Source organism: Persicitalea sp., assembly GCF_041751555.1.
Taxonomy (GTDB): Bacteria; Bacteroidota; Bacteroidia; order Cytophagales; family Spirosomataceae; genus Persicitalea.
In genome coordinates this window covers 1-13095 of the sequence record NZ_JBGSXF010000568.1, presented here as the reverse complement: position 1 = coordinate 13095, position 13095 = coordinate 1, and the positions used below count along the sequence as shown (strand labels likewise).

At 51.4% G+C, this 13095-nt stretch carries 8 protein-coding genes; 5 read left to right on the top strand and 3 right to left on the bottom strand.

The window, feature by feature from the left end; translation table 11 throughout:
- Positions 1-151: 151 nt before the first annotated feature.
- Positions 152-1309 (bottom strand): ISAs1 family transposase, encoded by a 1158-nt coding sequence (locus tag ACEW8P_RS20190; RefSeq protein ID WP_373514880.1) that lies wholly within the window; start codon positions 1307-1309, stop codon positions 152-154.
- A 183-nt stretch (positions 1310-1492) separates the two neighbouring features.
- Here ACEW8P_RS20190 and ACEW8P_RS20185 point away from each other — a divergent pair, with 183 nt between their 5' ends.
- The 5 genes from ACEW8P_RS20185 to ACEW8P_RS20165 all read left to right on the top strand — a co-directional run bounded on the left by ACEW8P_RS20185 (position 1493) and on the right by ACEW8P_RS20165 (position 10573).
- Positions 1493-3790 carry a SusC/RagA family TonB-linked outer membrane protein gene (locus ACEW8P_RS20185; protein ID WP_373514879.1) on the top strand — a complete coding sequence of 766 codons (2298 nt, stop codon included), beginning with the start codon at positions 1493-1495 and terminating at the stop codon, positions 3788-3790.
- Between the two features lie 31 nt (positions 3791-3821).
- Entirely contained in the window at positions 3822-5258 is a 1437-nt protein-coding gene (locus ACEW8P_RS20180) for a SusD/RagB family nutrient-binding outer membrane lipoprotein (RefSeq protein ID WP_373514878.1), read from the top strand.
- Positions 5259-5422: 164 nt separating this feature from the next.
- Positions 5423-6532 (top strand): efflux RND transporter periplasmic adaptor subunit, encoded by a 1110-nt coding sequence (locus tag ACEW8P_RS20175; protein WP_373514877.1) that lies wholly within the window; start codon positions 5423-5425, stop codon positions 6530-6532.
- A gap of 64 nt (positions 6533-6596) precedes the next feature.
- Positions 6597-9704, top strand: coding sequence for an efflux RND transporter permease subunit (locus ACEW8P_RS20170; RefSeq protein ID WP_373514876.1), 3108 nt, complete (start codon positions 6597-6599; stop codon positions 9702-9704).
- A 116-nt stretch (positions 9705-9820) separates the two neighbouring features.
- The gene (locus ACEW8P_RS20165; protein ID WP_373514875.1) at positions 9821-10573 is read left to right on the top strand and encodes an isoprenylcysteine carboxylmethyltransferase family protein; all 753 of its coding nucleotides are present in this window, start codon (positions 9821-9823) and stop codon (positions 10571-10573) included.
- 84 nt (positions 10574-10657) lie between these two features.
- On the opposite strand, the gene ACEW8P_RS20160 is transcribed toward ACEW8P_RS20165, so the two are convergent.
- On the bottom strand, positions 10658-11917 hold the full coding sequence (locus ACEW8P_RS20160) for an NAD(P)/FAD-dependent oxidoreductase (RefSeq protein ID WP_373514874.1): 1260 nt from the start codon (positions 11915-11917) through the stop codon (positions 10658-10660).
- Positions 11918-11958: 41 nt separating this feature from the next.
- Positions 11959-12960 carry a 4-hydroxyproline epimerase gene (locus ACEW8P_RS20155; RefSeq protein ID WP_373514873.1) on the bottom strand — a complete coding sequence of 334 codons (1002 nt, stop codon included), beginning with the start codon at positions 12958-12960 and terminating at the stop codon, positions 11959-11961.
- Positions 12961-13095 lie beyond the last annotated feature (135 nt).

Below are 13095 nucleotides of genomic sequence, written 5' to 3'. Positions count from 1 at the left end.
AATACTAGTTCTAGTCAGATTATGTAGTTCTTTTGATGGTTCTACTTTTTTTAAAACATAAACTGCTATCATCAAATAGATGTCGTCAATAGTATTTTCAATGGTTGGAATAACTACCTTTTTCTCAGTAAACTCAATCATCAGGGTTTTCTTATAAAACCATTTGTTGGGTCATAAACTGAATCAACGCATTAAAATTATCAGCAAACTCATCGATTTGAGCGGCCATGTTCTTAGGCTTGAGGCGTTTCAACAGGTTGACTGCTAGCGTTCGCAGACTGCTCATCATCCGACTGACGGGCTGACTCTTGGTTCTCAGGCCATCCTCGGCCAGGGTCACGTCCCGGTAGTGGTGAGTGACTTCGAGGAGCCAATGGCGGCGGATGGCGTCGAAGAGCTCCTCGGCCTCCTCTTGACTGGCGGGGCGGGCATTGCTGACGTAGCGGCACGTTTCCTGGCTTATCAGGCTGCCATCCAGGCCATTACGAGTACGGATAATTTCCACGCAGGTACCCATGCTGACCTTGCGCCAGCGGGGGGCCAGCGCGTCAGTCTCCAGGCTGTAGCAGGCGTAGCTGCGCTGGTCGACGCGTCCATGGCCGCGTTCCGGCTCGTCGGCCCGCTCGTAGGAAGCCCTCTTGGTCAGGCTGTTGCAGATGCAGTACCTGTACAGGTGCTTCTGGTTGGACTTGAGGCCGATCAGATAGATCCCTTTGGCCTTGTGGATGGCTCTTGTCGCCTTGGGCGTCAGGTGAAGGGCGTCCAAAGTGACTTTCTGGCCACACAACTTGCTGTCATTCAACAATTGGAGTACGGCAGGCCGCTCGCTTTCCTTGCTGCCGTTGTAGTAGGTCTGACCCACGACCTGCCCCGAGTCGTGAGCTTGGGCCGAGACGCACGCCTCGCCACGCTTGTGACCAGGCTGAATGCTGCCCCTCAGCTCCTTACCATCGAATGTGAACCAGCGCTTGGCTTGCTTGCTCAGAACCAGCCCAAACCAATCAAAGAGCAGTTGTGCGAAGACCTCACCGTCCACCTTGGCGAGCAGTAGCGGCAGTTGGGCGCGGGAAATCGCACTATCCGGCCAAGTCTTGGTAGCCGTGCATAGAGCGTCAAAGCGGTTGACCATGTGGCGGTGTAGGCGGGAAAGCTTACCGTCTCTGCCGCAGCAAATGGCTAAGGTTAAACCTGTGAGTACGAACGCCATATTGTGTGTCTTGCCCCTGTTGTCACGCCCATCTAGACCGGGTGTGTTTTGAAGCAGTTGGAAAAAAGAGGTAGTTTTGCTTTGGCAAGGAATGGTAGTCATGATTTTGTAGTATGGTAACCACAAAGGTATGACTTACTGCTCCTTGTCTTTTTTTATAAGAAAACCCTGAATCTGCCTAACTACCAAAATAGCTATGGCGGTGGTTACGATCAGAGTTTCATTCCTTTTGAATACAACCCGGCTATTCACCCTACTGAGTGGCAGGCTTTTCAGGGGCAAAATTTGATCGACTACTCTGCCGACGAAAGCTGGGGCCCCAGGCTGGACGGTACACTTTACCGTCCTTACTATAGCTGGTTCCCAGGGAATGCCGCTTTTGGCCAGCAGATTCCTTTCTCGCCCCAACCTGACAACGTGCAAAACTTCTTTGACACAGGACGTACCTTTAACAATAACGTGTCCATCAGTGGCGGTAGCGACAAAGCTTCATTCCGGGCGGCGGTAACTAACATCAGCCGCAACCTGATTGTGCCTAACACTAAGCAAAATCGTAACTACATCAACTTGGGTGGTACTTACGAACTCTCCAAGAAGCTGACGTTCTCGACTAACATCAATGTAGTGAGCGAAACTACCAAAGGACGCCCCCTGGAAGGTTACGGTCAGGGACTTACTGGTAGTTTTAACCAGTGGTTCCAGCGCCAGATCGACATGGACATTCTGCGGGATTATAAAAACGCCGACGGGACCTTCAACTCTTGGAACATTAAAGGCCCTGAAAGTACGGGTCCATTGTATTGGGATAACCCTTTCTACGATGCATACGAGAACATCTTCAACGCTGGTCAGAACCGAGTATTCGGCGACATCAGCTTGGCTTACGAAATCGTGCCGGGACTTAAAGTGGCTGGTTGGGTACGTGACAACACGGTCAACAGCCGTTACGATTTCCGTATTGCTTCGGGTGGTTTGAACCAGGATGGCTTCTTTACCGGAACCGATAAGCGCAACGAGCGTAACTACGAATTCCTGGGTACTTACAATAAGATATTCGGAGAGATTAGCTTCGATGCTAACTTGGGTGCCAACATCCGTCGTAATACGCGGGAAGTTCAGAATCTGAGCACGAATGGTGGCCTCAGCATTCCTAATTTCTACAATATCTCCGCTTCAAAGGATCGCCCTAACACGGCGAACTTTACTTCTGAGAAAGAAGTACGGTCGGTATATGGTACAGTGTCTTTGGGCTACCGCGGCTTCATTTATGTAGACGCCTCACTTCGTAACGACTGGTCGTCATCGCTGCCAGCCGCTAATAACTCGTATCTGTACCCCTCACTATCAGGAAGTTTTGTATTCAGCGAATTCCTGAAAAATCAAAGCATTCTGTCTTTCGGTAAATTGAAGGCAGGTTGGGCGCGTGTGGGTAGCGATACCGATCCTTACCAGATTTTTAACACCTTCTCGGTGGGTAATCCTTACGGATCTTCGCCAACGCAGTCTTTACCCAGCCGCCTGCCTAACGCCAACCTGCTGCCTACACTCTCGACTTCCTACGATTTGGGCATCGAGCTTAAGTTCCTGGACAACCGCATAGGTTTTGACTTCACGGTTTATAATCGTGAAAACACCAACCAGATTCTTCCTTTGAGTGTTTCAGCTACTAGTGGTTACACGCAGGCAATGGTTAATGCGGGCAACATCTCCAACAGCGGAATAGAACTGGCCGCCACTTTCATTCCTGTTAAGCGGGATAATTTCGATTGGACGATCAACCTAAACGTAGCCAGGGCGCGCACCGAGGTAGTTGAATTGGCCGATGGTCTTGACAACTATGTGCTGCCTACTTTTGCGGTATATTCTGCTGGTGCCAACCTTTCAGGCTCCAGTACTGCTTTCGGTCCAACGGTGAACGCCAAAGTAGGCCAGCCGTTTGGTGAGTTGGTGGGTCGGGCATTCCGCCGCGACGAAAATGGCAACCGCTTAGTGAACGCCGACGGTGCATTCTTGTTTGATAATAACGTGAACTTGGGTTCCTTCCTACCTGACTGGTCTGGTGGTGTTATAAACACCTTGAACTACAAGAATTTTGTGATGAACTTTACTGTCGATTTCCAGAAAGGCGGTTTGGTTTATTCTGTTTCTCAGATGTTCAATGCTTACTCAGGACTGGGCGCCGCCACGGTGGGTCCTAACGATAAAGGCGTTGAGCAACGTGATCCGGTAGCCGACGATGGCGGTATTCGCGCCGACGGAGTGTTGGAAGATGGAACCGCCAATACAAAATATGTCGAAGCGATCAACTACTACAAATCGTTGTTCCGCTTGCACGAGAACTGGCTGTATGACGCCAGCTATGCCAAATTGCGTGAACTTAGCATTGGCTACAAATTCAACTCTGAACTATTGAACAGCGTTGGTATTCGTTCAGCGTATGTAGCGCTGGTAGGCCGCAACCTGTGGCGTATCCAGCAGCCTGTGAAGGGACTTGATCCTTCGGAGATCGAAAGTGTATGGTCTGAGGGCGGACAACTACCTGGCACTACTACTTTCGGAGTGAACGTAAGACTTGGATTCTAAATCAGAATAATCTCAAAAGACAAAAATCAATATGAAAAAGAACATAAGAATATCACTCATGAGCGCCCTAATAGCTACCGCGCTGGTGGCTTGCGATCCGGGTGACTTTGGGGACATGAACTTGGATCCCAACAGCCCGTCGGTTCCAGTGACGGCAAACATGCTAACTTCTGCCCAGCAGGGGCTTGTCGGTCCTATCACTGATACCCAGCCTACTTTGTATGCGCAGCATATTTCGGAGAAGTTTTATACCGAAGCTTCACGTTACGGCACTCAGCAGTTTAGCTTCAATGGCTTTTACGCAGGGCCTTTGGCCAACCTGCAGGAGATCATCAGGCTGAACACCGATGAAGCCACTAAGGCTACGGCGGCTCAAAATGGCCCTAACGTCAACCAGATCGCTGTGGCCAGGATTATGAAGGCCTTTTACTTCTGGCACATGACCGACCGTTGGGGACCACTACCCTACACGCAGGCTTTGCAGGGTAGGGACAATTTCAAGCCTAGTTATGATACTCAGGAGGCTATTTACACCGACCTCTTCAAAGAGTTGAAGGAGGCTGCGGCGCAGATCACTCCTGGTGCTATCGATGGCGATATATTGCTGGACGGTGATATGGATCATTGGAAGACATTTGCCAATTCGATGCGACTGGTGATGGCCCTGCGCTTGTCTGAGGTGAAGCCCGACATGGCTAAGGCCGAGTTTGTTTCTGCCTATCAGGCTGGCATCATTTCCAGCAACGCTGAAAACGTTATCTATGAGTTTTTGGCCGACGAAAACAACGATAATCCTTGGGAGGACCGTTTCCTTACGCGCCTTGATTTCAACATCAGCAAGCCTCTGGCCGATTTGATGTTAGCGACAAATGACCCTCGGCTACCCGTTTTTGCCGATGTAGCTGTGCTGACTCAGAAATACGTTGGTATGCCTTATGGCCTGGAGCAGGGAGCCGCAGGTGCTATTCCCAACGGACAGGTTTCGTTCCTAGGCACAGATCTTCGTCAACAAGATTCACCTGGTTACGTAATGACTTACGCACAGATGCAATTCTCGCTGGCCGAAGGTGCCATGCGCGGGTGGATTACAGGTAATGCCAAAACTTTCTACGAAGAGGGCATCAAGGCGTCTTTCCAGCAGTACGACGTATACAACGAAGCCGAATATAAGGCATTTATTGCTGACCCAACGGTTGCTTATGCTCCAGCTAAAGGACTTGAGCAGATCATTACCCAAAAGTGGGTGTCTCTTTATACTTACGGCTATGAGGCCTGGGCTGAATTCCGTCGTACGGGTTTCCCGAAGTTGACGCCTGCGGCCAACCCAATCAGCGTAAGCAAAATCATTCCGCTGCGCCAGGGTTACCCGACTACCGAGCGCGACCTGAATGGTGATAATTACAACGCTGCCCTGACGATGTTGGGTGGAAAAGATGATTTGGATATGCCCGTTTGGTGGGATAAGTAACCGAAACTACTTCACAGTTTTATTTAAGAAAATGCCCGGCATCAGTCAGGCATTTTTTTATTGGGAAATACGCAGATTGACCACTAAACATTCTGCCCGAATCTATCCTTTACCGACTTTTATACACTAAATTTGCTCAAAGTAAAATTTCCTCACAATAATCAATGAATAAACCCACAAAACGCCTGATAACCTTCGTCATCGTTGTCATGCTTTTAGGTCTGGTCTTTTATCCCCGCCTCAAAGAATTCTTTGATTCTCGCAACCAGCCGGAAGTAGCGGCGGAAGCTCCGAAGAAAGGAGGTGGTGGAAAAACCGTCGTTTCCGTGATGGTAGTAGAGCCGTCGTCGCTCAATGACGTGGTCAAAACCACGGGTAGCATCCTGGCCAACGAGGAGGTGGAAATTAGAAGCGAAGTGCCGGGCAAAATTACCAATCTGTATTTCAAAGAAGGTCAGTATGTCTCAAAGGGAACCACGCTGCTGAAAATATACGATGACGACTTACAGGCCCAACTCCAAAAACTCGAATATGCCAAGAAGCTTTCCGAGGACAACGAATTTCGCCAGCGAAGACTTTTAGAAAAAGAAGCTATCAGCCAGCGTGAATACGACATCAGCCTTACGACGGTAAAGACCAACCAGGCTGACATCGACAATATCAAGGCGCAACTCACCAAAACCACCATTAAAGCGCCCTTTTCGGGGCGGCTCGGGCTGCGCTACATCAGTGAAGGTAGTTATGTGACGCCGACGTCCCGAATCACATCACTCACCAACACCAACCCCGCCAAGGTAGAGTTTTCGGTTCCAGCCAAGTACGCCGATAAAATCAAGGTTGGTAGTCTGATAAAATATACCACCGAAAGTTCCGACGTAGAGCATACGGGCCGCGTGTATGCCGTCGATCCCAAAATAGATCCCCAAACGCGAACATTGCAGATGCGAGCTACTAGTCCTAATGGCAACGGCGAACTGTTGCCCGGTGCTTTCGCCAGAATAGAACTCATTACAGGTTCCAGGGGTACCGCCATTTCCGTCCCTAATGAGGCCGTGATTCCCGAGCAAGACGGCCACATGGTTTTTCTGGTTAAAGAGGGGAAAGCGGCAGCGCGTCCGGTGAAAGTTGGGTTACGCGGCGAATCCGATATGGAAATCCTGGGAGGACTTAACGCCGGAGATACGCTCATCACGACGGGTATTTTACAAGTAAAGCCCGGTGGCCCGGTAGAGATTCGTGAAACGATTCGGGAGCGGGTGAAGGCAGTGTTGTAGGGCCGAACCAGTTTTTGTTCGCCCTTACGCTTCAACGATTATACAAATTAACAGATCAACAACAATGGCTTCCCTATCCGACTTAAGCATCAAACGCCCTGTACTGGCCATCGTCATGTCGCTGGTGATTATCCTGTTCGGCGTCATTGGATTCTTGTATTTGGGCATTCGGGAATTTCCGAGTGTTGATCCACCCGTCGTGACGATCAGTACTACTTACACCGGGGCCAACGCCGAGATCATCGAATCTCAGATTACCGAGCCGCTCGAAGAATCCATCAATGGTATTGCAGGGATTCGCACCCTCTCCTCGTCGAGCCGCGACGGTCGTAGCAGCATCACTGTCGAGTTTGACCTGGGCGTCGATATGGAGGCCGCCGCCAATGACGTGCGCGACCGGGTATCGCGTTCGCAGCGTAATCTTCCTCCCGATGTAGAACCGCCCATCGTTTCGAAAGCTGACGCCGATTCTTCCCCGATTTGGTTTATCAACGTGCAAAGTGCCACCCGCCCGCTGCTCGATCTGAACGACATCGTGACCCGCCAGTTCAAGGAGAAATTTCAGACCATCCAGGGCGTAAGCAGCGTGCAGATTTGGGGGGAGCAAAAATACTCCATGCGTCTGCGCATCGATCCGGCCAAAATGGCGGCCTATCGCCTCACCTCCATCGACATCTCATCGGCCCTGAGTAAGCAGAATGTAGAACTTCCCTCGGGCAGCATCGAAGGCCAAACGATGGAACTGTCGGTACGTACCCTGGGTAGGCTTCGGACGGTCGAGGACTTTAACAACATGATTATCAAGGAAGAGACCAACCGAATCGTTCGCTTCCGGGACGTAGGCCGGGCCGAACTGGCCGCTGAAAACGAGCGTACCGCTTTCAAGCGGGACGGCATTCCAATGATAGCCGTGGCGGTAATCCCGCAGCCTGGTGCCAACCATATCAGTATTGTGGACGATCTGAACAAAAAGCTAGAACAAATTGAGGCCGACTTGCCGCCTGATGTGAAGGTGGAATTGGGTAGTGACTACACCAAATTCGTGAAAGCCTCCATTTCCGAAGTAGAGGAAACCATCCTGATTGCTTTTTTGCTGGTGGCCCTGATCATTTTTGTTTTTCTGCGCGACTGGCGCTCCACGCTTATCCCGCTCACGGCCATTCCCATTTCCCTCATCGGTACATTTTTCATCATGTACCTGTTCGGCTTCTCGATCAATGTACTCACCCTGTTGGGCATCGTGCTGGCCATTGGCTTAGTGGTGGACGATGCCATCGTGGTGCTGGAAAATATTTACGCCAAGATTGAGGAAGGGATGAGTCCCGCTCAGGCCGCGTTTGTCGGCTCTCGCGAAATTTATTTTGCGGTCATCTCCACTACGGTCACGCTGGCGGCGGTGTTCTTACCCGTCATTTTTCTGGATGGTGTCACTGGGCAGCTATTCCGGGAATTTGGGATAGTGGTGGCGGGGGCCGTGATTATTTCGGCCTTTGTGTCGCTTACCCTAACTCCTATGCTGAGCTCCCGGATTCTGAAAACCCGGCAACGGCAGCCCTGGCTCTACCGCAAAACCGAACCCTTCTTTGTATGGCTGACCGAGGGCTACGAGTCGGCGCTGGTCGGCTTTATGCGCTATCGCTGGATGGCCTGGATTCTGATGCTTGGTTTTATCGGAGTTAGCTATTATCTGCTGACCGGGAAGCGCCTGCCCGCCGAATTAGCCCCCCTGGAAGACCGCAGCAACATTCGAATCAACAGCACGGCTCAGGAAGGGGCAACATTCGAGTACATGGATCGGTACATGAACGAAGTCGGGCAGTTTGTGTACGACGAGTTGGCCCCCAACGAGCGTGTAGGCGTGGTCACCATCACTTCACCGGGCTTCGGGTCTTCCTCCTCCACCAATTCAGGCTATTTCCGACTGACCCTTTCCACACCCGACCAGCGCAGCCGCACCCAGCAGGAAATCGTGGATGACTTGACCGCTAAACTCAAAAAGTTTTCGGGGGCGCGCACTATCGTTTCGCAAGATCAGACCATCAACGCCGGGCGGTCGCGGGGCCAACCCATTCAATACGTAATCCAGGCCCCTAATTTTGAAAAATTGAAAGAATACCTGCCTTTAGTTCTGGAAAAAGCCCAGGCTAGTCCGTTACTGGAAGGGGCCGACGCCAACTTGAAATTCACCAAGCCCGAAATCAGGGTGGAGATCGACCGTGAGAAGGCGCAGAGTTTGGGCGTATCCATCCAGGATGTAGGACAAACCCTCCAACTGGCTCTGAGCGGCCGTCGTTTTGGCTATTATATTCAGGATGGTAAGCAGTATCAGGTGATTGGACAATTGGAACGTACCGAACGCAACGACCTGTTGGATTTGAAGTCGCTTTACGTGAAAAGCAAATCCGGTGAACTCATCCAAATGGATAATCTGGTGGTACTTACCGAGCAAAGTTCACCACCACAGCTCCTGCGCTTCAACCGCTACATCGCAGCGACCATCTCGGCAAGCACGGCCAAGGGAGTCACGCTGGGTGAGGGGATCGCCGAGATCGAGAGCATCGGTGACGAAGTACTCGACGATACTTTTAACACCGCCCTCGATGGCAACTCGCGAGAATTCAAGGAGAGTTCTAACAGTTTGCTTTTTGCCTTCCTGTTATCGCTGGTACTGATTTTCCTGATCCTTGCGGCGCAGTTCGAAAGTTTCATAGACCCGATCATCATCCTACTCACCGTTCCATTGGCAGTGTGTGGGGCCTTACTATCGCTTTGGGATTTTGGGCAGACAATGAATATTTTCAGCCAAATCGGCATCATCGTCCTCGTGGGGCTGGTAACCAAGAATGGTATCCTGATTGTAGAGTTTGCCAATCAGCGCAAGGAAGAAGGCCTCGACAAGACGCAAGCCGCCATCGACGCCGCTGTGTCGCGCTTCCGGCCTATTTTGATGACGAGCCTGTGCACCATCCTTGGTATTCTGCCCATTGCCCTGGCCCTGGGCGCGGGTTCCGAAAGCCGGGTGTCGATGGGCATCGCCGTGGTGGGCGGAATGGTATTCTCCACGGCACTGACTCTGTTTGTGATTCCGGCGGTGTATTCTTATATGTCAAGAGACTATGTGGCTCCGCCGATGGAAGAAGAGACGCGAGATGTGGAGTTGGTGGGGGTGTAGCCAGAAGAATTCAGGGACAGTTCGATCGAGCTGTCCCTTTTTAGTTGGGTTAAAATCAGGATACTAAGCCAATATTGCTAAATTTGCCCCCCCGAATTAGCAAAAAAATTATTTTCATGGAGTTAGTCAAAGAATTCGACCGTCAGGGTAATTGGCTTTTTAAGTACCGGGGTACTTTGCCACTTTTTATTCTGGGCGTAGGCTTGGTCGTGCATGCCTATATGGTCTGGCAACACGCTCAGGTTTCTGATTTGCCCTACACTTCTACGGAATACCAGTTTCTATGTCTGATCGTGGCGCTGTTCGGTCAGCTTATCCGCATCCTGACGGTGGGCTATACGCCGAAAAACACCTCAGGCCGAAATACTGAGAAACAGGTGGCCGATACACTCAATACCTCTGGCATTTATTCCGTCGTGCGGCACCCGCTATACGTGGGCAACTTCTTCATGTTTCTGGGCGTGGCAATGTTGACAGCGAACGTGTGGTTCATCGTGGCTTTCGTATTGGCCTACTGGCTTTATTACGAGCGCATTATGTATACTGAGGAGCGATTCATCGAAGGAAAATTTGGCGACGATTTCCGAGCCTGGGCGGCGAAGACGCCCGCCATTGTCCCTTACTTCGGACGATGGAAGAACCCGAACCTGGAATTCAGTTTAAAGAAAGTCCTGCGGCAGGAAAAAAATGGTTTTGCCGCGTTGTTCATCCTCTTTTTTATTTTTGACGCCGTGGGCGAATATATTCTTTACAGGGAAGTCACGTTCCGCAATCGGCACTGGCTGGTACTGGGCGTGGCAAGCGCGGTACTGTATTTGATTCTGAAGATTTTGAAGAATAATACGCAGGTACTCTCGTCAGAGCGGTAATGCCTTGTGGTACGGCCGGGCTGGCGTTCCAGCGTCTCGCCCGTTTGACTCCGAAGACGGGCGAGACGCCCGTACCACATAACATCAGAACCTTCTAGGCTCAAAAGCCTCGACGTTCACGCTCGTATTCCTTCCGGCTACAATTTCCGCCACCAATTTTCCCGTAGCTGGCCCCATACTCACGCCCATCATGCCGTGGCCCGTAGCCAGGATGAGGTTCTCGAAGCCTTTCACTCGCCCCAGATAAGGCAAGCCATCCGGCGAGCAGGGCCGCAAGCCGCTCCAAACGTCTTCTTTTTCGGGAAAAGCGACTTCTATATCAGGGTAGTATTGCTGAATGGAATTATGAATTCCCCGCACGCGGTTCATATTCACCGATTCATCCGTCCCCGCGATTTCAAGGGTTCCTGCAAAGCGGACTCCGCCCGCCATCGGCGTAGCGGTGGTGCGGGCTTCCAGCATAATGGCGGGAATTTGCATTTGATTTGTCAAACTACCAGCCAGGAAGCTGTATCCCTTACCACCCTGTAGAGGCAGCGAAAGGCCCAACTTGTGAGTTAGAATCGGCGACCAGGCACCCGCTGCGACTACCACCTCATCAAAAGTATAGCTACCTCCGTTCGTACTGATCGTTTCGATTTTGTGATTTTGAACCACAAAATCCTCGACTACCTGATTTTCCACAAACCCAACACCGCTTTTTCTTAGAAAACTGACCAAATCGGCAATCAACTGATTAGGATAAATCTGCGCATCGCCGGGGTAAAACACCGCCCCTTCTACCGACAAATGAACGTCCGGCTCTAAAGCCTGCACTTCTAGAACCGATAAAAGCTGCGCTTCGATGCCGGACTGGTTAGCCGTGCGGGCTTCCTCCTCCATTTCGTGGCGGGTAGCAGCGTTCTTGAAGAGCATTAATAGGCCCTTCTCTTTCCAGCCAAAAGAGAAACCAGGCTCATCGGCCAAATCTTGGTACAATTCCTTACTGAGCAAACTCAGGTCGCGCAAATGCGGAATGGCGTAGCGGACGTGCTTTTCCGTAGCGTTTTTCCAAAACAAATAGCCCCATTTCACCAAATCACCGCTCAGACGCGGCTTGACGTAGAATGGACTTTGCGCGTCAAGCATCCAGCGCATTCCTTTGGAGATCATGCCCGGTTGCGCCAATGGGACGATGTGGCTCGGCACGATCATCCCTGCATTGCCGTAGGAACAGCCGTCGGTAAAACTACCACGCTCGATGATCGTCACCTCGCAACCTTCCTGCAATAAGTAGTAAGCCGAGAACAAACCGCTAATGCCTCCGCCGATAATCCCAACGCTTTTTTCTATTCTCTCACTCACTCATCGCACGGGCGACCCCGTCTATTATTCAAAATTGAAAATCAGATCACTTGAAAACCATGCACGTAAGGATCGTCATCATCCAGAATAAGATGATTATAGCCATGAATAATTGCCCAACCTTCGATGCTGGGAATGATCGCAGGCTGGCCGTTCAGTTCTGTTACCTCCTCGATACGCCCGATGAACTTAGAACCAATGATGCTCTCATGGATAAATTCCTGGCCGAACCGAAGCTTTCCTTGCGCGTGCCACTGCGCCATGCGGGCCGAAGTACCCGTGCCGCAAGGTGAGCGGTCAATGGCTTTATCGCCGTAGAACACGGCATTGCGTGCCGTGGAAGTTGCGTCCAGCGGGTCACCTGTCCAGAGAATGTGGCTCAGGCCGTTGATCGATGGATTTTCGGGGTGCACAAAAGTATGGCTCGCGTTGATTCGCTCGCGCAACGTTCGTGCCCAGGCAATGAGTTGCTCGGCCTTGAATTGCTGCAAGCCAGGAAAATTGGGCTGCGCGTCCACGATGGCATAGAAATTCCCCCCGTAGGCCACATCGACCGTCAGCGTTCCCAAATCGGGACATTCTGTGCTGATGTTTTCGGCGGCTAGGTAAGACTTTATATTCGTGATCCTGACGGATTTCACCTTTTCTCCTACCTGCGTATAGTCAGCCAAGATCAAACCCGCCGGGACTTCCAGCCGTAAGGTACCAGGTACTTTCGGCGTGACGAGCCCCTGCTCAATGGCTACCGTAACGGTGCCGATGGTGCCGTGGCCACACATGGGCAGACAACCGGATGTCTCAATGAAAAGCACCGCTGCGTCGTTGGCTGGGTCGGAGGGTTCGTATAGGATGCTGCCCGACATCATGTCGTGGCCGCGCGGCTCGAACATCAGTCCTTTTCTTATCCAGTCATATTCCCGAAGAAAGTGCAGCCGCTTCTCGCTCATGTTCGAGCCTTCCAAATGAGGGATGGCCCCACCCGTCACCACCCGCACGGGGTTACCGCAAGTGTGTGCGTCGATGCAGAAAAAGTGTTTTTGCATAAACCTTACAAACTCGAATAATCCGGCAACTCCGGCCTTGCCGCCAGACCTTTCTTAATGATTTGCTCGACGCGCTCGCGCTCCTCCCCTACCAGCGATAGTCTTGGGGCGCGTACATGTTCAGTACCAATGCCC